The sequence below is a fragment of the Nonomuraea longicatena genome (genome assembly GCF_039525605.1).
Lineage (GTDB): Bacteria > Actinomycetota > Actinomycetes > Streptosporangiales > Streptosporangiaceae > Nonomuraea > Nonomuraea longicatena.
In genome coordinates, this window is record NZ_BAAAHQ010000010.1 from 75,385 (window position 1) to 92,435 (window position 17,051).

Here is a 17,051-nt window from a genome sequence, read left to right on the forward strand (position 1 = left end):
GGCGTGTGGAGGCGACTGACCGCACTCGACTGGATCAGGATCGGGCTGCTCGGCCTCGGCCTGGTCTTCGTGGCCACGGGCGCGCTGCCGTTCACCGACGCCGTCGAGAACCTGTCCGAGATCGGCCCGCTGCTGGTCTTCCTCACCGGGGTGATCGTCCTGGCCGAGCTCACCAAGGAGGCGCAGGTCTTCGACGCCCTCGCGGCCCGGATGGCGGTGCTGGGCCGGGGCAGTTACGCGGCGTTGTTCCTGCTGTGCACCCTGTTCGCGTCGCTGGTGACGATCTTCCTGAACCTCGACACGACCGCCGTCCTGCTCACGCCCGTCATGCTCGCGCTGGCCCTGCGCACCGGGATCGCCGCGCTGCCGCTGGCCATGACCACCATCTGGCTGGCCAACACCGCGAGCCTGCTGCTTCCGGTCTCCAACCTGACGAACCTGCTGGCCAGGAACTCACTGCAGCTCGGCAACCGCGAGTTCGCCGCCCTCATGTGGGCGCCGCAGCTCGCCGCCGTCGCGGCCACCATGGCCCTGCTGTGGTGGTTCTTCTGGCGCCGGCGCCGGCGCGGTGAGCCGCGCTACACGCCGCCGGTGCTGGAGCCGGTCGCCGACCGGGCGCTGTTCTCCGCCGCCTCCGTGGCCTGCGCGCTGTTCATCGGGATGCTGCTCCTCGACGTGCCGGTGTGGGCGGCGGCCACGGCCGCCTCGGTGCTCGTCGCCGGGGCCTTCGCCGTGCGGGCGCGCGAGCGCCTCACCTGGAGCCTGATCCCCTGGCGGCTGCTCGTGTTCGTGACCGGCCTGTTCCTGGTCGTGCCCACCCTCAGCAGGTACGGCCTGGCCGACGCCATGCGCTGGCTGCTCGGCGAGGACGACCCGTACCGGGCGGCCGCCGTGGGCGCCGGACTGTCGAACGCGATCAACAACCTGCCCGCCTACACCGCCCTGGAGGAGGTGGCGGGGCGCGACGAACTGCCCGCCGTGCTGATCGGCACCAACGTGGGATCGGTGATCACCCCGTGGGCGTCGCTGGCGACGCTGCTGTGGTTCGAGTCCTGCCGCCGCCACGGGGTCAAGGTGCCGATGGGCCGGTTCATCGGTACCGGCGCCTGCCTGGCGGTCCTGGCGCTGCTCGGCTCGGTGTGGGCGCTCACCGCCGTCTGATCGCTCACCGCCGTCTGATCGCTCACGGCCTCTGGTCGCGCTCATACCTTTTGACCGCTCACGGACCTGACCGTGGCGCACACCCTTCGACCGCTTACGGCCCCGGCCGTGTGCTCACGCTCGGTCGAGGGCGGTGGCGACCAGGTCGAGGAGCGATGGCAGGGACTTCGGGTGGGCGGCGACGAAACTGCGGTTCTCGGTGGCGCCGCCGTCGATCAGTTCGTCGAACGGCCCGCCGTCCAGTGCCCGGATCTCGACGCCCGCCTCCTGCGCGATCAGGGCGCCCGCGGGGAGGTCCACGGTGCCGGTGCGGTAGCCGACGACGCCGTCGATGTCGCCCCTGGCCAGCATCACCCAGGCCAGCAGCGGCGCCCACAGGCGCAGCACGCGGCGGGCGGTGACGTCCATCGCCGCCTTCAGCGCCAGCGCCCGCCTGTCGTCGCGGGTCACCGCGTAGCCCTGGGTCCAGGCCAGCAGAGGGCCGTGCGGGCGCGGCCGGCACGGCGTGGACAGGCGGGCGCCCACCGGGTCCGTCGCGCCCCGGCCGCGCAGCGCCGACCAGGTGCGGGCGTGGACGGGGTCGTGGACGACGCCCAGCACGGGACGGCCGGAGCGGCACAGCGCCAGGCCGACGGCGTAGGCGGGCAGGCCGATCGCCAGGTTGTTGGTGCCGTCGAGCGGGTCGACCAGCCAGGTCCACTCGGCGCCGGCGGTGCCCAGGAGGCCGGCCTCCTCGGCGATCACCGCGTGGCCGGGGTAGGCGGTCAGGATCCGGTCGACCAGGAGTCTCTCCGAGGCCAGGTCGAGGTCGGTGACGACGTCGCCGGTGCTTCCCTTGGCGCTGGTGCGGAATCCGGTGTCGACGCCTGTGCGCAGCAGCGTGCCCGCGTCACGGGCGGCCTCGACCGCGAGCGTACGGGCTCGCTCCAGGTCCATCGCCCACCTCCTTCACGCTATGAAATGTCACTAAATATCAGGGCGATACCCCGAGGTAGGTGCGGATCAGCCGGACGGCCAGGGCCGCCTCGCCGGGGTCGAGCGGCTGGCGCCGTACGCGATGGGCGCCCGCGCCGAGAGGGCCGAGCGACAGGTCGTGGCTGCCCGGCCGCCCGCGCCCGAGCGCGATCGTGGCCGTCTCGCCGTCCTCCGGCACCACGCTGCTGTGGAAGCGGTCGGCCGCGAGCGTGTAGGTGTCGCCCGGACCGAAGACCTCGACCGGCCCGCTCGCGTGGCGCACCGTGCGCGGCGTCGGCTCGATCCGGTCGCCGTCGGCGCCGCTCATCACCTCGAACACCCGGTGGGTGGCCTCGCGGGCGTCGGCGTCGGTGACGATCTCGTGCACGTTGCGGATCTGGCCGTACAGGACCAGGCTGACGAGGTCCCAGCTGTGGCAGTGGATCTGCGAGGTCGTGGGCGGCGTGGGCGGCGCGAGCCGCCGCGACCACAGGTGCAGGCAGGCGCCGTCGCCACCGGAGCGGTCGAGCGGCAGGCAGACGAACCCGAGCGGGTGGCGCACACCTCCGAGATTCCCGCGCAGGAGGTCGCCCACGCCCGCCCTGATCTCACGGATGTCGTGGAATCTCATACGGATCCTCCGCGCGCAGCGCCTTCCTGGTGATGTCGACGACGTCGTGGTCGTTGTAGGCCCTGGGCAACGCCAGCCCGATCTGCTGGAACAGTTCCTGCACCTCCTCGACCGTGGGTTCGTCGCTGAGCGGCACCCGCTTGTACGACTCCAGCGGCACCCGCCGTGCCTGCTCCAGGCTCAGCCGCAGTTCGGTGTCGCAGCTCTCGTAGTAGAAGGTGCCCGCGAGGGCGGTCAGCGCCCGGTTGGGGTCCTCGATCGTCATGATCACCCGGCTGGCCGACAGGTCCCAGCGGAAGGTCGTCATGGTGGCCGACAGGCCCAGGACGATGTCGAGCAGGCCGTAGCGCTGCCGGTGCCAGAACGCGGCGAGGACCGTCGCGTAGGACTCCTTGCGGGCCCGCTCGGTGGTCCACCGCTCGCCGGTGCCGTCGGTGTCGGCCAGTGAGCGGCGGTAGTGCGCGTACGCCTCGCAGACCTCGGCGTCGGACGGGTCGATGATCTCGATGCGCAGCGTCAGGTGGCGTTTGTCCCTGCGGGCGGCGGCGACACAGTGGGGCAGGGTGACGGCCCGCAGGTAGGTGCCGGTGCCGCCCTTGAAGCTCCAGCGGCTGGTGAGCGCACGGGCGTCGGCGTGGGCCTGGGCGATCTCCAGTGGGCTGGCCAGGACCCTGACGAGCTGCAGCTCGTCGAGGGCCCGCCGGGTGCCGGTGACGAGGGTCTCGATCTGCTCCAGACGCTCCAGCCGTACGGGGAGTTCGGCGAGGGCGCCCGAGGTGATGGTCTTCTCGACGGGGGCCTGGCGCATGCGGTCGCGCAGCAGTGCGGTGGACACCAGGGCCAGGATGAGCAGGGTCGCGGCGCTGACGAGTTGCGACTGCACCTCGGCGCCGCCGAACAGCTCGTCCGGCAGGATGCCGAGCACGCCGACGATCACGGCCAGGCCGAGGGCGATGGCGCCGTCGGCGTTCTGCGCCGCCCAGGGGGCGGCACGTTTGAGCGCCGCGCCGAACCGCTTCATGACCTCGCCCCTGCGTCCGAACGATCAGCCAGTCCCCCGGTCATCGTAACGACCCGGTCATGGGACCACCAGGGCGTCATGTCGTACCTCCGGATGAGGCAGCATTCGTCCATGTAGGCGATGTATGCGAATAATCATCACCCCTAGCGTGGTACGCCGGGGGTGGGGATGAGGGGGATCCAGGGGTGGTCCGCGCTCGCCGGCGTCGTCGCGCTGGTGGCGTTCACCGTGCTGCCCACCGTGCCGCTCTCGACCCGCGTCCTCCGGTCCGGACCCTCGGGCGAGCGCTACCTCCAGGTCGTCGCGCACCCGGACGACGACCTGCTGTTCATGAGCCCCGACCTGTTCGGCGGCGTGAGCGCCGGGCGGCCCACCCTGACCGTCTACCTCACCGCGGGGGAGGGGCCCGCCGGGCTCGACGACGGCCACGACCCGCACGACTACGCCCGCGACCGCGCGGCCGGCGTCCGCGCCGCCTACGCCCACCTCGCGGGCGTCCGCGACGTCTGGCGCGGCAGGACCGTCGAGTACGGCGGCCTGCCGGTGCGCGTCGAAACGCTCGTGGCCAGCCCGTGGATCAAGCTGGCCTTCGCCGGACTGCCCGACGGCGGCGACCCGCGCGCCGACGGCGGCCGCGACCTGCTGACCAGGCTGTGGGCGGGCCGAGGCTGCGGGCGGCCCTTCGACGGCCCCTCGCCCGAGCGCTGCGTGGACCGGGCACAGGTGCTCGCCATGCTGCGCGCGATCTACGCGCGCTTCCGCCCCACCGTGCTGCGCACCCTCGACCCGAGCGAGCCGGAGCCGCGCCTGCCCCACCCCGACCACCCCGACCACCGGGCCGCCGCCCGCTTCGCCACCGAGGCGGCCGGCCCCGCCGCGAGCTCCGTGCGCACGGGTATGGCGGCCGCGCTGACCGGAGCCGTCGGTGCGGTGGCCAAGGCGCGCAGGCACGCGCGTGGGCCGAGGGTCCTCGCCTACCGGGGCTACCCGATCACCGGCCGGCCGTCCAACCTCGACGGACGGCTGGGGCGGCTCAAGAAGGAGGTCTTCGAGGTCTACCGGCGCCACGACTACCGGGCGGTGTCGGGATGGAAGTACCGGGAGTGGCTGAAGCGGATGTACCGCCTCGACCACCTTCACCCGCACCGGGGCNNNGCCCGGCAGTCTCTAGAACCAGCCCCGGCGGCGTGCCATCGCCTCAAGGCCCTGCTGCAGCGCCTGTACGGCCGCCTCCGGCGCGTCGCCGTAACGCACCGTGAACCGGCTGAAGGTGTCACCGCCCGACGACATGAAACCGCCGCGCTTGTCGGCCTCCAGGATCACGTCCATCTGCGACGGGCCCGCGATGAACGTCAGCTCCAGCTCGTTGAAGTGCCGCCGCCAGTCGCCGCCCGCGTAGTACTCGATCTCCTGGAAGAACGGCATCGTCGAGCCGCGCAGCGTGCCCCGCTCCAGGTCGGCCTTCTTGAAGCCGAAGCCCAGCCGGTCCAGCGCGGCGATGACGTGCTCCTGCGCGGGCAGCGGGCTGATGGACAGCGGGTCCAGGTCGCCCTTGTCGAGCGCCCCCGCCAGCGACAACTCCGTCTGGACGCCCAGCCGCATGCCGGGCAGCGGGTGGCCGCCGATCGCGCTGATCGGCGTCTCCCACGGGATCGCGATCTCGAACGGCTGCCGGTGGACGGCACCGGCGGCCAGCTGGAACGACCCCGCCGCCTGCTGGCGAAGGAAGCTGTAGCTGGTCTTGTGCTCGCTGTCGCCGTGCTCGACCTCGACCACCGCCGTCAGGTCGAGGAAGATGCCCTCCACCTTGTAGTCGGACTTGCCGCCGCGGAAGTTCACATCGCCGCGCAGCGTGTCGCCCGGCCGCACGGTGGTGCCGCTCAACACGGTGTCGACCTCGACGCCCGCACCGAACGCGGCCATCAGCTTGCGGAACACCATCGGGTTCTCCTAAGGGGTTGGGGTACCGGACGAGCCGGAGAATCGGGGGAGAAGCTGCGCGAGGAGGAGGGTGGACAGGCCCGAGTCCTGCTGGGCGCCGCTCGTGCGCACCACGAGAGGCTGGGGGGCGCTCTCCGCCAGCTTGGCGCCGACGTCGAGGCGGCGGCGCGCGAGCTCGTACTGCAGCACGGCACGGTTGTCACGGTAGGACTCGGCCAGCCGCCGCAGCGCCTTGGCCTCGTTCTCCGCCGCGGTCAGCTCGGCGCGGCCGCGTGCCTCGATCTCCCAGCGTACCCGCTGGGCCTCCGTCTCCTGCTCTTCGAGCATCCGGGCGACGTCCTTGCGGGCCGTGTTCTGCGCGGCCTTGACCTCGACGACGCGGGCGTCGCGGGTCTTCTTGGAACGCTCGATCTCCATGAGCAGGGTGTCGATGCGGCGCTTGCGGGTCAGCTCCCATTCGCGCTCGTAGGCCGACAGTTCCTTCGCGACCTTCTCCCGGGTCGCCAGGTGCTGCTGGTACTGGTCGGGCAGCTGGACGTCGGGGATGTTGGCGCCCGTGACGCGTACGCCGTACCTGCCGAGCTGCCTGTTGAGCGCGTCCTGCATGTCGCCGACGTCGGAGCCGCGCAGGTCGTAGGCGCGCTCGGTGTGCACCCGGCGGCTGCGCTGCCGGATCGCGTCCTGCACGGCCGAGCTGAGCACCAGGTCGAAGTTGCCCGCGCCGATCGTGCGCACGAAGGCGACCGGGTCGACGATGCGGAACTTCAGGAAGAACTCGATCGACTTCAGCGGCACGTTCTCCGCCGTCGGGCAGGCGACGATCGGCGCCGAGTAGGGGATCTCGGTCGAGGTGTCCACGACCGCGTCCACGCGGTCCCAGGGCAGCCACAGGTAGTGGCGGCCGGGCGGCAGCGTGCCGGTGACGGCACCCCAGCGGCTCCGGACGCCGGTGGTGCCCTCCTCGATCTCGATGATGGCCTTGCGCCACATCCACACCAGAGCCAGCAGCAGGAACACCGCGGCGGCCAGCGCGGCCGACAGCCAGCCGGAGGCCAGCGCCACCCCCGCGGTGTACAGGGCCAGGAACACCAGGCCCATCCAGGCGAAGCCGCGCCGGTCCTTCGGCAGCACGACGGGCACCAGCTGGCCCTGCTCGCCCCCGCGCAGGAGCTGGCGGATGTCGGACCAGGCGGCCAGCGACTCCTTGATCTTCGAGAACTCGCGGGCCATCAGACCTCACCTCCGGGGACGACGTCGGGCAGTTCGGACGGCTGGGCGGCGCCGTTCAGCAGGGCGGCGATCTCGGCCTCCCGGCTCGCGACGCGCCTGCCGATCTCGGCGAGCCTGCCTCTGATGGCGGCCATGTCCTCGGCGGAGAACAGCGCCGCCGCCTTCCCGCCGACGAGCTGCTGGGCGAGGGCCAGGAAGTCGATGTCGCCTTCCTCTCCGACCTGCACCACCTGCGGCAGCCGGTTGGCGACGGACTCCAGCTTGTCCAGCAGGTCCTGCTGGAAGCGGTAGTCGAGGATCTCCGGGGCCTCCGCCGCGCTCAGCGCCCTGATGTCGAGGGCCTGCGCCTCCAGCAGCGCCGCGTTGGCGTTGGCGGTCGACTCCGCCTCGACCAGGCGCTGCCTGGCCTGGGCCGTGGCCTGGTGGCTGGCGCGTTCCAGCGCGGTGTCCATGCGGGCCTGGTAGGAGGCGATCTCGGCCTGGATGGCGCTGAGCGTCTCCTGTAGCCCGGCCAGTTCCTTGACCAGGTCGCCCTCGTTCTGCTCCTTGCGCAGCTGCAACTCGTACTCGTAGGTGTACGCCTCCTTGGCCACCCGCACCATCTCGGGGGCCGCGAGGTCCATGCGGTACTCCTGGCCGGCGGGCTCGGCGTGGGTGATGTTCACGTCGGTCAGCCGCACGGCGGGCAGGAACTGTTCGTTGAGGATCGCCAGCATGCCCTGCGTGCTCTCGCCGACCAGGTCATAGATGTCCTCGGCGCGCTGGGCGTAGATCAGGCTGCGGGTGACCTCGCTCACGGAGTTCTGCAGCTTGGACTGGAAGCCGCTGACCGAGCCGAGCACGAAGATGAACTCCGCCGGGTTCTCGATGCGGAACTGCAGGAACAGATCCACGCTGGCCTTGACGCCCTGCTGGGTCGGGGCCTGGCGGATGGGGGCGTTGAACGGGTACTCGCGGGTGGTGTTGACGATGTAGCTGACCCGCTTCCACGGGTTGAGCAGCGTCACCCGGCCGGGGTCTGCGGTCTGCACCAGCTTGCCGAACTTGGTGATCAGCGCCTTGCAGCCCTCCGGCACCATGACCACGCTGCGGCGCCACCACAGGAACGCCGCCGCCAGCACCAGCACCGCCCAGTAGTGGGGGCCGAAGAACACCTCGGTGCTGGGGATGAAGCCGCCGAGCGCGCCGATCAGGCCCAGCGCGACCAGCCCGGCGAGGGGCACGAGCACCTTCGCGGTCCCGCTCTTGGGGATCACCACGGGTGAGATGACGTGCTTGCCGCCCTCGCTGACGCTCAGGTTGATGACCTCGGCCGCCTCACCGAGCGAGGCGCTCGCGGCTTCGATGACGGTGTCCACCGAGGAGCCGCCGTCGCGGGCGGCCGCGAAGTCGTGCGGGTCGAGCGCGAACCCCGGAGCCTGCTCGGCGAGCTCCCTGCCGGCCTCGGTGACGGCCTGCCTGATATCGCCGCCCTGTACGACGGCCTGTGCTATGCCCTGGCCCGCTTGGAGCAGAGCCTGTCGGGGTCGTGACATCACACCTCATTTCCTGTTTTAGGGGCGTTACTGAACGTATCGGGTGTTACTTGCTGTTCGCTTGCAGCGACCATCACAGGTCTATTGCAGTACGTAGTACATGTGCTATCAATGTAGTAGATCTACTATCAGGGGGATTGATGGGCGCGGGGAAAGAGCTGCCTGCGGAGAGCCGCCACCCCGGCAGGGAGACCGTCGTGGAGGTCCGGGACCTGCGTATGAACTACGGCCGGCGGCCCGTGCTCGCCGGAGTCGGCTTCTCCACCACGACCTCCGGGTTCGTCACCCTCGCCGTCGTGCTGGCCCCGGGGCTGATCCTGATCCCGAACTCCGCTCCATCGGCGCCGGAGGGTGGCTCACCGTCGTCTGCTCCATCCTCCTCGGCATGCGCGCCGCGATGATGCCCGACGCGGCGGCCGCCGCCGAGCTCGGCGAGTCCTGGCGGCAGCTGGAGACCCTCGGCGTCCTCGGGCTGTGGGCCGTCGCGGGGCTGCCCCTCGCCCCGCCCATCCTGCGCAGGATGGGCAGGCGGGAGTCCGGCTCGGCCGTGCAGGAGCGGCGTGAGCGGGCGATGCGGCGCGCCACCTGAGAAGATGGCCGCGATGAGCGAGATCGTCTACAACCGCATCGCCCTGCTGCGCGCCGAACGCGGCGTCACCAGGAGACAGCTTGCCCACGCGCTCGGCGTCCACTACCAGACGGTCGGTTACCTGGAGCGAGGGGAGTACAGTCCCAGCCTGTTCCTCGCGCTGCGCATCGCCGCCTATTTCGAGGTCGAGGTCGAAGTGGTCTTCTCCACGACGCCCTTCCCGCGCATCGGGGACCGTACGGCGTGAACTGTCGGTGCCGTTGCCTACAGTGGGCACTATGCGACCGGTCACAGATTTGCAGCGGAAGGTGGCGCCCTTCGAGGTGATCACCGAGATGACTCCCTCGGGCGACCAGCCTGGCGCCATCACCGAGCTGGAGCGCCGCGTCCTGGCCGGTGAGAAGGACAACGTCCTGCTGGGCGCCACCGGCACCGGCAAGACCGCCACCATCGCCTGGCTCATCGAGCGACTCCAGCGCCCCACGCTGGTCATGCAGCCCAACAAGACACTCGCGGCCCAGTTCGCCAACGAACTGCGCGAGATGCTGCCCAACAACGCCGTCGAGTACTTCGTCTCCTACTACGACTACTACCAGCCCGAGGCGTACGTCCCGCAGAGCGACACCTACATCGAGAAGGACTCCTCGATCAACGACGAGGTCGAGCGGCTGCGCCACTCGGCCACCAACTCGCTGCTCACCCGCCGCGACACCGTCGTCGTCGCCTCCGTCTCCTGCATCTACGGCCTGGGCACCCCGCAGGAGTACGTCGACCGCATGGCCAGGCTCAAGGTCGGCATGGAGGTCGAGCGCGACCAACTGCTGCGCCGCCTGGTCGACATGCAGTACGCCCGCAACGACCTGGCCTTCACCAGGGGCACCTTCCGGGTGCGCGGCGACACCATCGAGATCATCCCCAAGTACGAGGAACTCGCCGTCCGCATCGAGATGTTCGGCGACGAGATCGAGAAGCTCGCCACCATGCACCCGCTCACCGGCGAGGTCATCACCGAGGACGACGAGCTCTACATCTTCCCCGCCTCCCACTACGTCGCCGGTGAGGAGCGCATGACCCGTGCCGTCGCGGGCATCGAGGCCGAACTGGCCGGACGCCTGGGCGAGCTGGAGCAGCAGGGCAAGCTGCTGGAGGCGCAGCGGCTGCGCATGCGCACCACCTACGACATCGAGATGATGCGCCAGGTCGGCACCTGCTCGGGCATCGAGAACTACTCGCGCCACATGGACGGCCGTGAGGCGGGCAGCGCCCCCAACACGCTGCTCGACTACTTCCCCGAGGACTTCCTGCTGGTGCTCGACGAGTCCCACCAGACGGTCCCGCAGATCGGCGCCATGTACGAAGGCGACGCCTCCCGCAAGCGCACCCTGGTCGACCACGGCTTCCGCCTGCCGTCCGCGCTCGACAACCGGCCGCTGAAGTGGGAGGAGTTCCTGGAGCGCATCGGCCAGACCGTCTACCTGTCGGCCACGCCGGGCAACTACGAGCTCGGCCGGGTCAAGGGCGACGTCGTCGAGCAGGTCATCCGCCCCACCGGCCTGGTCGACCCCGAGGTCGTGGTCAAGCCGACCAAGGGCCAGATCGACGACCTCGTCCACGAGATCCGCGAGCGCGCCGACCGCGACGAGCGCGTCCTGGTCACCACCCTCACCAAGAAGATGTCCGAGGACCTCACCGACTACCTCCTCGAACTCGGCATCCGGGTGCGTTACCTCCACAGCGAGGTCGACACGCTGCGTCGCATCGAGTTGCTGCGCGAGCTGCGCAGCGGCGAGTTCGACGTCCTCGTCGGCATCAACCTCCTGCGCGAGGGCCTCGACCTGCCCGAGGTGTCGCTGGTCGCCATCCTCGACGCCGACAAGGAGGGCTTCCTGCGCTCCGACACCTCGCTGATCCAGACCATCGGCCGGGCCGCCCGAAACGTCTCCGGCCAGGTCCACATGTACGCCGACAAGATCACGCCGTCGATGGAGCACGCCATCGACGAGACCAACCGGCGCCGGGCCAAGCAGATCGCCTACAACGAGGCCAACGGCATCGACCCGCAGCCGCTGCGCAAGAAGATCGCCGACATCCTCGACTCGCTGCAGCGCGAGGACGCCGACACCGAGCAGCTCATGGGCAGCGGGCGTCAGCAGTCCCGTGGCAAGGCGCCGGTCCCGGGCTTCGCCGCCCGGCAGGCGGGTCAGCACGCCAAGGCGATCGCCGGTGAGATGCCGCGCGCGCAGATGGAGTCGTTGATCGACTCGCTGACCGAGCAGATGCACCAGGCGGCGACCGACCTCCAGTTCGAGGTCGCGGCCCGCCTGCGGGACGAGATCAAGGAACTCAAGCGGGAACTGCGCGACATGCGCGAGGCGGGAGTGCGGTAAACGGTCAGACGGGGCCACTGAGGGGTCTGTGCCGGAGGCGGCCAGGTGGGCCGCTGAGGGGTCCGTGCTGGAGGCCGGGGCCGCTCATAGACCCATGCCGGAGCCCCGGGCCTGAGCTCCGCTCGCCTGCCCGGTGGGGAGCTCCGGGCCTCACGGTCTGTGGTCTCACTGCCGGTGACTCACGGTCTGGTGCCTTCCGGGAGGCCGGTCCAGCGCAGCTCGGGTGGGAGATGGCTCAGGTCGTTGAACATCACGAGCGCGGGCGGGGCGTCGCTGCGGTACTCGATGAGCGTCAGCGCGGCGTTCGCGCTGTTCAGCCCACGCCAGCGGGACGGCGGCGCGTCGAGGGCGTGCCGTACCAGCCAGGCGATCTGGTGGGCGTGCGTCACCAGGACGTCGTGCCGGTCGTGGCCCGTGCCAGGGGATCTGGCGAACCGGGCGACGAGGGCGTCGCTCGGCGTCCGGTCCGCACCCGTGTCGGTGTGCCCACCGCACGGGGTGGTCCGTGACGGCGGGGTCTCGGGGATGTGGTCGATGAGTTCGGCGGCCTCGGCCACGGGCACGCCCGGGAGATGCCGGGCGAGTTCGTGCGCGCTGGCCAGGGCGCGTGGCAGTGGGGAGTGCCACACCGTGTCGACCGGTACGCGTGCGAGCCGTTCGCCCAGCAGGCTCGCCTGCCGTCTGCCGTGCTCGGTGAGTTCGCCGAACACGTCGGCTGCGCCGTGACGTACCAGGTAGAGGTTTCTGGTTGCCATGGATGGTGGGGAGTGCGGCGCCCGCGTGGGCCCGGCTCCGGCTCCTGTCCGTTCGCGGGGTTCACTGGTGCGCGGCCGGGTTCCGGCGACGCGGGGTGCGGGTGGTCATACCGGTCTGTACGGCCATGCGCGGTTTGTTGGGTCACATAGGTTCGTGTGGTACCCGGGTTTGAGGGGTTCGCGTGCGTGCGGCCACCCGGGTTTGGGTGATCGCACGGGTCGGTGTGGTCAGCCGGGTCGGTGCGATCACGCCGTTGCCGTGACGGCGCCGGTGGTGCCGTCGACCGTGATGACGGTGCCGTCGCGGAGCCTGCTCGTCGCCCCTGGGACGCCGAGAACGGCGGGGATACCGTGCTCGCGGGCGACGATGGCCGCGTGGGAGAGCACCCCGCCGGTCTCGGTGACGACGCCTGCGGCGATGCGCAGCAGCGGTGTCCACGCGGGATCGGTGAAGGGGCAGACGAGGATGTCACCGGGCCGCACCCGCGCGAAGTCGCCGGGGCCGCGCACGATCCTCGCCGTCCCGGTCACGCTCCCGCTGCTGCCTGGCGTGCCGCTGAGCGCGGTGGCCCGTGAGGCGCTGGAGGGCGCGGGGAGCGTGACGGCGGCCCATGAAGTGTCGAGGTGTGTGGGGAGAGCGGCGGTGATCGGGCGGGCCTGGAGGATCCAGACGCGGTCGTCGTCGATCGCCCACTCGACGTCCTGCGGTCCGCCGCGCAGGGCGGCGATCCGGGCGCCCAGCCCGGCGAGGAGGACGGCGGTCGCGTCGTCGAGGGCCGGCCGCCGCCGGTCATCGGCGGGTACGTCGCGGACGACGAGTCGCGCGCCGTCCCGATCGAGCCGGGTCTGCTTGTCCGCGACGGTGTGAGTGACCGATCCGTTCGTGTGCACTCGGTAGGCGTCAGGGGTGCCCCTGCCCTCGACCACGGTGGGGCCGAGCCCCCACGACGCCTCGATCTCGGTCGCGGCGCCCGGCGCCGAGGGGGTGAACATCACTCCGGACACCTGGGCGTCCAGGTGGCGCTGGACGATGACGGCCATCGCGAGCTCGCCGGACGGCCCGTCACCGCGATAGCCGACGGCGCGCGCGGAGAACAGCGACGCCCAGCACCCGCGTACGGCGTCGGCGACCTCGCGCGCGCCCCGCACGGCGAGAAAGCTCTCGTGCTGACCGGCCGCGGACGCCTGCCCGGTGTCCTCGTTCGCCGCCGACGACCGCACGGCCACGGGCGGATCACCGAGCATGCCCAGCGCACGGTCGAGCGCACCGAACACATCGGCGCCGATCGGGTGAGCCTCGATCGCCCGCCGTATCCCGTCTGGGTCACTCGGCCCGAGGTTGTACGCGGTGGCGCGGGTTTCGACTGCCTGGCACGCCCCGCCGGGCCTGCCTGCTTCGGTGGCGCGGGGTTCGAGCGGCTGACGTGTTTCGCCGGACCTTCCCGGCGTGAGGTCCAGTACCGCGGTGCGGTAGGCGGCGAACGGGACGACGAAGCCGTCGGGGACCGGCAGTCCCGCCCGGAGCAGCGCGCCGAGCGCGGCGGCCTTGCCTCCAGAGGTGTCCGCGTCGGCGTCCTCAAGGGGAACGATCATCCCGAGCCTTTCAACAGTTCGTTGACAACAATTCGTTGATTGTGCATCCTGTCCCCCATGTCACGCAAGCACGACCTCGCCCACGACGCGCACGCCGATCACGGCCAGGCCCGGCGAGAACAGGACGCGCGCCGCCGGCTGCTGAACCGTGGCGCGGACGCGCTCGAACCCCGCCCGTGGCGGCCCCCGCCCGTCCCGCCGTCGGCGGTGGACCTCGCCCAGTTCGCCGTCTGGCGCTGGGCCGACCTGGACCAGGAGGACCTGCTGGGCGCCCTCGCCCTGCTGCCCGCCGCCCGCGCCGAGGTCGAGGCGCTGGAGTCCGCGCTGCTGTTCACCGCCCGTAGCCAGGGCCTGACCTGGGCGCAGATGGCTGAGGCGATGGGTTTCAACTCCCCGCAGGCATGCCAGCAGCGGTACACGCGCCTGACGGCCAGGCAGGAGGCGGACTCGTGACGCTGGACTCCTCGCCCGACGTGCTGGTCCTGCACGCCGTACGCGTCATCGGGTTCGCGGAGGCCCCGGTGCTCGCCAGGCGGTACGGTCTCGACGCGAGCCTGACGAACGAGGCGCTGCTCGACGCCGAGGCGCGCGGCTGGGTGGGCCACACCTCCTTCGCCGGGAGCGGCGGCTGGTCCCTGACCGAGTCCGGCCGGGCCGAGGGCGAGCGCAGGCTCGCCGCCGAACTCGCCCGCGTCGGCGGCGCCGACCGGATCCGGGACGTCTACCGGGACTTCCTCCCGCTGAACACCCTGCTGCAACAGGCGTGCACCGACTGGCAGCTACGGCCCGCCGAGGGGAACCGGCTCGCGGTCAACGACCACTCCGACCCCGGCTGGGACGCGGGCGTCCTCGACGAACTGGCGATCATCGGCCGCGCGCTCGCGCCGCTCGTGGCGCGGCTGGCGGGCGTCCTGGCGCGGTTCCGAGGGTACGACACCCGGTTCCGGGCGGCACTCGTCCGCGCCCGGGCAGGGGAGGGCGCCTGGGTCGACGGCAGTCAGGTCGACTCCTGCCATCGGGTCTGGTTCGAGCTCCACGAGGACCTTGTCGCCACGCTCGGCATCGACCGGCACACGGAACCCTGACCCGCACGTCCGGCAGAGGGCCTGTCTTCCTCGGCGGCCCGCCGCGAACGCCCCTCCGGCGGCGGTGACCGGGCGCGCACGGCGCTCAGGCCGCGTCCCTCCCCGGCGCCGGCCCCGGTGGGGACGGCCATGCACGCCAGAGGCGGGCACCTGGCCGCGATGCGCTTCGCCCCCTCCCGGGAAGGGCCCGCGAACGGAGGGAAAAGTTTCGAGCGGGGAGAAGCTTCCGAGACGGCGCCCCGCCCACGCGGGCCGTCATCGAGCCTGTTCTGCGGCGTCCCAGCGGACACGTGACGCGACCACCGTGTCGCGGTGCTCCGCCGCCCAGTCGGCCAGCCCCCGCAGCAGGCGGGTGAGGGAACGGCCGGTGTCGGTCAGCTCGTAGTCGACGCGCGCGGGCACCGTCGGATAGACGGTCCGCCCGACCAGGCCGTCGCGTTCGAGGCGGCGGAGGGTCAGGGTCAGCATCCGCTGCGAGATGCCGGGCACGCTCCGCTGGAGCTGCCGGAACCGGAGCGTCCCACCTGCCAGCTCGACGATCACCAGCACCGACCACTTGTCGCCGATGCGGTCGAGCATCTCGCGGATGTCGCAGGTTACCTCGGTGTTCGTCAGTGACACGAAAGTGCCTCCTTATGCCCGTCGTCGCCGCTGCGAATACTGGGGTGGTTACCGAAGAGAACCACTTTAGGAGTGCGGATGATCCTTGTCACGGGTGCCTCGGGCGCCTTGGGCGGACTGGTGCTGGAGCGGCTGCGCGGCCTTGAGCACGTCGTCGCGGGCAGCCGGACGCCCGGCCAGGCCGGGCAGGCGGCCCGCCTGGTCGACTTCGACGACCCCGGCGGCCTCGCCGAGGGCTTCCACGGGATGGAGACGCTGCTGCTGGTCTCGGCCGGGTACGCCGAGGACGACGTGGTGATCGCCCGCCACGGCGCGGCGATCGAGGCCGCGGAGCGCGCCGGAGTGGGACACATCGTCTACACCAGCATCACAGGCGCCGGCGACCACCTGTCGTACACGCTCGCCCACCGCTGGACCGAGCGCCGCCTGATGGCGGGGAGCGCGCACTGGACGATCCTGCGCAACGGCCTGTACTCCGACCTGTTCGTGCCGTACGCGGCGAACGCCGCCGCCACCGGTGAGCTCACGCTGCCGATCGGGGCCGGACGCCTGGCCGCCGTGGCGAGGGAGGACCTCGCCGACGTGGCCGCCTCGGTCGTGACCGACCCGGGTCGTCATCGCGGGCGGGTGTACGAGCTGGTGGGGGACCAGGCCGTCGGCGGCGCCGAACTCTCCGGGATCGTCGAGAAGCTCACCGGTGTACGGCCCGGCTACCGTCCGGGCACGCTCGCCGAGACCAGGGCGTTCCTGTCGGAGCTGGGCATGCCCGGCTGGCAGGTGCCGCATCTGATGTCCACGTTGTCCGCGGTCGCGGGCGGCTTCCTCGACGGGACCGGCGGCGACCTCGCCGACCTGCTCGGCCGCGCCCCCCGGCCCGCGCACGAGGTGATCGCCGCCGCTCTGACGCCCTGACTCCGCCGACCGTACGGCGGAGCCCGGCCCCGCCGTACGGCGGGGGATCTCCGGCCCGACGGCGGATGGATCATGAGCGGGCGGCGCCGTCACCTTTCGAGGAAAGATCCCTCGCCCTCGAAGGAGCGACATGCGCAAGACCGCCGTCGTGTTCGCGACGACCATCATGCTGGCCCGAGGTCTCACCAACGCCGAGATCGGCGCGATCCTGGGCATCAGCGCCGCCACCGTCAAGGACCACGTGGCCTCGGTCCTCGCCAAGCTGGGCGTCAGGGACCGCCTGCACGCCACGATCTTCGCCTACGCGAGCGGATTCATCCACCCGACCGGCGATCTGTGAAACCGGTACCCCAGGGGCCTGCGGGATCGGCGTCAGGAAGATCCACCGGATGGCCGGCAGGACCGGTGGCCCGATGATCCGCGCGGCCGGCCGGGTCGGCGGCCTGCCAGCGGGCGGCGCGGAAGGTGGTCGGCTGGGTGCCGGTGCGGCGGGTGAAGATTCGGGTGAAATAGGCGGTGTCGTGGTATCCGACCCGCCGCGCGATGGCCGCCACCGGCAGGTCCGTGCCCGCGAGCAGTTCCTTGGCGGTGCTCAGCCGTACCGACAGCAGGTAGTCGGCGGGCGTCAGCCCGACG

The 17,051-nt window shown here is 71.4% G+C and carries 19 protein-coding genes and 1 pseudogene; 10 read left to right on the forward strand and 10 right to left on the reverse strand.

All coding sequences use genetic code 11. The features are described from left to right. Nucleotides 1–3: 3 nt before the first annotated feature. The gene (locus tag ABD120_RS12070; RefSeq protein ID WP_343949886.1) at nucleotides 4–1,161 is read left to right on the forward strand and encodes an SLC13 family permease; all 1,158 of its coding nucleotides are present in this window, start codon (nucleotides 4–6) and stop codon (nucleotides 1,159–1,161) included. Nucleotides 1,162–1,275: 114 nt separating this feature from the next. Here ABD120_RS12070 and ABD120_RS12075 read toward each other — a convergent pair whose 3' ends face one another. From ABD120_RS12075 to ABD120_RS12085, 3 genes are read right to left on the reverse strand one after another with little or no spacing between them, the layout of a single operon-like run. After that, entirely contained in the window at nucleotides 1,276–2,097 is an 822-nt protein-coding gene (locus ABD120_RS12075; RefSeq protein ID WP_343949887.1) for an inositol monophosphatase family protein, read from the reverse strand. Nucleotides 2,098–2,134: 37 nt separating this feature from the next. Continuing rightward, nucleotides 2,135–2,746, reverse strand: a complete 612-nt coding sequence (locus ABD120_RS12080) for a hypothetical protein (protein ID WP_343949888.1) — start codon at nucleotides 2,744–2,746, stop codon at nucleotides 2,135–2,137. Next, nucleotides 2,724–3,767, reverse strand: coding sequence for a hypothetical protein (locus ABD120_RS12085; protein WP_343949889.1), 1,044 nt, complete (start codon nucleotides 3,765–3,767; stop codon nucleotides 2,724–2,726). Before ABD120_RS12085 ends, ABD120_RS12080 begins: the two co-directional genes overlap by 23 nt. Nucleotides 3,768–4,097: 330 nt before the next feature. On the opposite strand from ABD120_RS12085, the pseudogene ABD120_RS39755 reads away from it, so the two are divergent. Then, nucleotides 4,098–4,571: pseudogene (locus ABD120_RS39755) on the forward strand (hypothetical protein); the annotation flags it as partial. 363 nt (nucleotides 4,572–4,934) lie between these two features. Here the strand turns inward: ABD120_RS39755 and ABD120_RS12095 are convergent. Genes ABD120_RS12095 through ABD120_RS12105 form a run of 3 tightly spaced genes read right to left on the reverse strand, consistent with a single transcriptional unit; the run spans nucleotide 4,935 to nucleotide 8,473 of the window. Continuing rightward, nucleotides 4,935–5,708, reverse strand: a complete 774-nt coding sequence (locus tag ABD120_RS12095; protein WP_343949891.1) for a sporulation protein — start codon at nucleotides 5,706–5,708, stop codon at nucleotides 4,935–4,937. A gap of 9 nt (nucleotides 5,709–5,717) precedes the next feature. Further along, a complete protein-coding gene (locus tag ABD120_RS12100) occupies nucleotides 5,718–6,938 on the reverse strand; it encodes an SPFH domain-containing protein (protein ID WP_343949892.1) in 1,221 nt (406 codons plus the stop codon). Then, nucleotides 6,938–8,473 (reverse strand): SPFH domain-containing protein, encoded by a 1,536-nt coding sequence (locus ABD120_RS12105; protein ID WP_343949893.1) that lies wholly within the window; start codon nucleotides 8,471–8,473, stop codon nucleotides 6,938–6,940. The genes ABD120_RS12100 and ABD120_RS12105 overlap by 1 nt, the downstream gene beginning before the upstream one ends. A 140-nt stretch (nucleotides 8,474–8,613) precedes the next feature. Between ABD120_RS12105 and ABD120_RS12110 the strand changes: the two genes are divergently transcribed. The 4 genes from ABD120_RS12110 to uvrB are packed head-to-tail and all read left to right on the forward strand — an operon-like array spanning nucleotide 8,614 to nucleotide 11,449. Further along, entirely contained in the window at nucleotides 8,614–8,874 is a 261-nt protein-coding gene (locus ABD120_RS12110; protein WP_343949894.1) for a hypothetical protein, read from the forward strand. Continuing rightward, nucleotides 8,859–9,062, forward strand: coding sequence for a hypothetical protein (locus tag ABD120_RS12115; RefSeq protein ID WP_343949895.1), 204 nt, complete (start codon nucleotides 8,859–8,861; stop codon nucleotides 9,060–9,062). The genes ABD120_RS12110 and ABD120_RS12115 overlap by 16 nt, the downstream gene beginning before the upstream one ends. A gap of 13 nt (nucleotides 9,063–9,075) precedes the next feature. After that, the gene (locus ABD120_RS12120) at nucleotides 9,076–9,309 is read left to right on the forward strand and encodes a helix-turn-helix transcriptional regulator (RefSeq protein ID WP_343949896.1); all 234 of its coding nucleotides are present in this window, start codon (nucleotides 9,076–9,078) and stop codon (nucleotides 9,307–9,309) included. A gap of 31 nt (nucleotides 9,310–9,340) precedes the next feature. Next, the gene (gene uvrB / locus ABD120_RS12125) at nucleotides 9,341–11,449 is read left to right on the forward strand and encodes an excinuclease ABC subunit UvrB (protein WP_343949897.1); all 2,109 of its coding nucleotides are present in this window, start codon (nucleotides 9,341–9,343) and stop codon (nucleotides 11,447–11,449) included. 179 nt (nucleotides 11,450–11,628) lie between these two features. Here uvrB and ABD120_RS12130 read toward each other — a convergent pair whose 3' ends face one another. Further along, complete coding sequence (locus ABD120_RS12130; RefSeq protein ID WP_343949898.1) at nucleotides 11,629–12,204, reverse strand: histidine phosphatase family protein; 576 nt, start codon at nucleotides 12,202–12,204, stop codon at nucleotides 11,629–11,631. 246 nt (nucleotides 12,205–12,450) lie between these two features. Next, complete coding sequence (locus ABD120_RS12135; RefSeq protein ID WP_343949899.1) at nucleotides 12,451–13,797, reverse strand: PEP/pyruvate-binding domain-containing protein; 1,347 nt, start codon at nucleotides 13,795–13,797, stop codon at nucleotides 12,451–12,453. A 57-nt stretch (nucleotides 13,798–13,854) separates the two neighbouring features. Between ABD120_RS12135 and ABD120_RS12140 the strand changes: the two genes are divergently transcribed. Both ABD120_RS12140 and ABD120_RS12145 read left to right on the forward strand, forming a co-directional pair. Then, on the forward strand, nucleotides 13,855–14,250 hold the full coding sequence (locus tag ABD120_RS12140; protein ID WP_343949900.1) for a DNA-binding protein: 396 nt from the start codon (nucleotides 13,855–13,857) through the stop codon (nucleotides 14,248–14,250). After that, nucleotides 14,247–14,882, forward strand: a complete 636-nt coding sequence (locus ABD120_RS12145; protein WP_343949901.1) for a transcriptional regulator — start codon at nucleotides 14,247–14,249, stop codon at nucleotides 14,880–14,882. The genes ABD120_RS12140 and ABD120_RS12145 overlap by 4 nt, the downstream gene beginning before the upstream one ends. A gap of 255 nt (nucleotides 14,883–15,137) precedes the next feature. On the opposite strand, the gene ABD120_RS12150 is transcribed toward ABD120_RS12145, so the two are convergent. Continuing rightward, entirely contained in the window at nucleotides 15,138–15,503 is a 366-nt protein-coding gene (locus tag ABD120_RS12150; protein WP_343949902.1) for a winged helix-turn-helix transcriptional regulator, read from the reverse strand. 78 nt (nucleotides 15,504–15,581) lie between these two features. Here ABD120_RS12150 and ABD120_RS12155 point away from each other — a divergent pair, with 78 nt between their 5' ends. Continuing rightward, a complete protein-coding gene (locus ABD120_RS12155) occupies nucleotides 15,582–16,415 on the forward strand; it encodes an NAD(P)H-binding protein (RefSeq protein WP_343949903.1) in 834 nt (277 codons plus the stop codon). 130 nt (nucleotides 16,416–16,545) lie between these two features. After that, on the forward strand, nucleotides 16,546–16,755 hold the full coding sequence (locus ABD120_RS12160; RefSeq protein ID WP_343949904.1) for a response regulator transcription factor: 210 nt from the start codon (nucleotides 16,546–16,548) through the stop codon (nucleotides 16,753–16,755). Here the strand turns inward: ABD120_RS12160 and ABD120_RS12165 are convergent. After that, nucleotides 16,730–17,051: helix-turn-helix transcriptional regulator (locus tag ABD120_RS12165; RefSeq protein WP_343949905.1), on the reverse strand; the 322-nt coding region annotated here is incomplete at its 5' end. The two genes, ABD120_RS12160 and ABD120_RS12165, sit on opposite strands and share 26 nt — an antisense overlap.

Excerpts from the sequence above, each read along its gene's own strand:
- ABD120_RS12075 (WP_343949887.1), bottom strand. The coding sequence starts at position 2,097 with ATGGACCTGGAGCGAGCCCGTACGCTCGCGGTCGAGGCCGCCCGTGAC.
- ABD120_RS12080 (WP_343949888.1), bottom strand. The coding sequence starts at position 2,746 with ATGAGATTCCACGACATCCGTGAGATCAGGGCGGGCGTGGGCGACCTC.
- ABD120_RS12085 (WP_343949889.1), bottom strand. The coding sequence starts at position 3,767 with ATGAAGCGGTTCGGCGCGGCGCTCAAACGTGCCGCCCCCTGGGCGGCG.
- ABD120_RS12095 (WP_343949891.1), bottom strand. The coding sequence starts at position 5,708 with ATGGTGTTCCGCAAGCTGATGGCCGCGTTCGGTGCGGGCGTCGAGGTC.
- ABD120_RS12100 (WP_343949892.1), bottom strand. The coding sequence starts at position 6,938 with ATGGCCCGCGAGTTCTCGAAGATCAAGGAGTCGCTGGCCGCCTGGTCC.
- ABD120_RS12105 (WP_343949893.1), bottom strand. The coding sequence starts at position 8,473 with ATGTCACGACCCCGACAGGCTCTGCTCCAAGCGGGCCAGGGCATAGCA.
- ABD120_RS12110 (WP_343949894.1), top strand. The coding sequence starts at position 8,614 with ATGGGCGCGGGGAAAGAGCTGCCTGCGGAGAGCCGCCACCCCGGCAGG.
- ABD120_RS12115 (WP_343949895.1), top strand. The coding sequence starts at position 8,859 with ATGCGCGCCGCGATGATGCCCGACGCGGCGGCCGCCGCCGAGCTCGGC.
- ABD120_RS12120 (WP_343949896.1), top strand. The coding sequence starts at position 9,076 with ATGAGCGAGATCGTCTACAACCGCATCGCCCTGCTGCGCGCCGAACGC.
- uvrB (WP_343949897.1), top strand. The coding sequence starts at position 9,341 with ATGCGACCGGTCACAGATTTGCAGCGGAAGGTGGCGCCCTTCGAGGTG.
- ABD120_RS12130 (WP_343949898.1), bottom strand. The coding sequence starts at position 12,204 with ATGGCAACCAGAAACCTCTACCTGGTACGTCACGGCGCAGCCGACGTG.
- ABD120_RS12135 (WP_343949899.1), bottom strand. The coding sequence starts at position 13,797 with ATGATCGTTCCCCTTGAGGACGCCGACGCGGACACCTCTGGAGGCAAG.
- ABD120_RS12140 (WP_343949900.1), top strand. The coding sequence starts at position 13,855 with ATGTCACGCAAGCACGACCTCGCCCACGACGCGCACGCCGATCACGGC.
- ABD120_RS12155 (WP_343949903.1), top strand. The coding sequence starts at position 15,582 with ATGATCCTTGTCACGGGTGCCTCGGGCGCCTTGGGCGGACTGGTGCTG.
- ABD120_RS12160 (WP_343949904.1), top strand. The coding sequence starts at position 16,546 with ATGCGCAAGACCGCCGTCGTGTTCGCGACGACCATCATGCTGGCCCGA.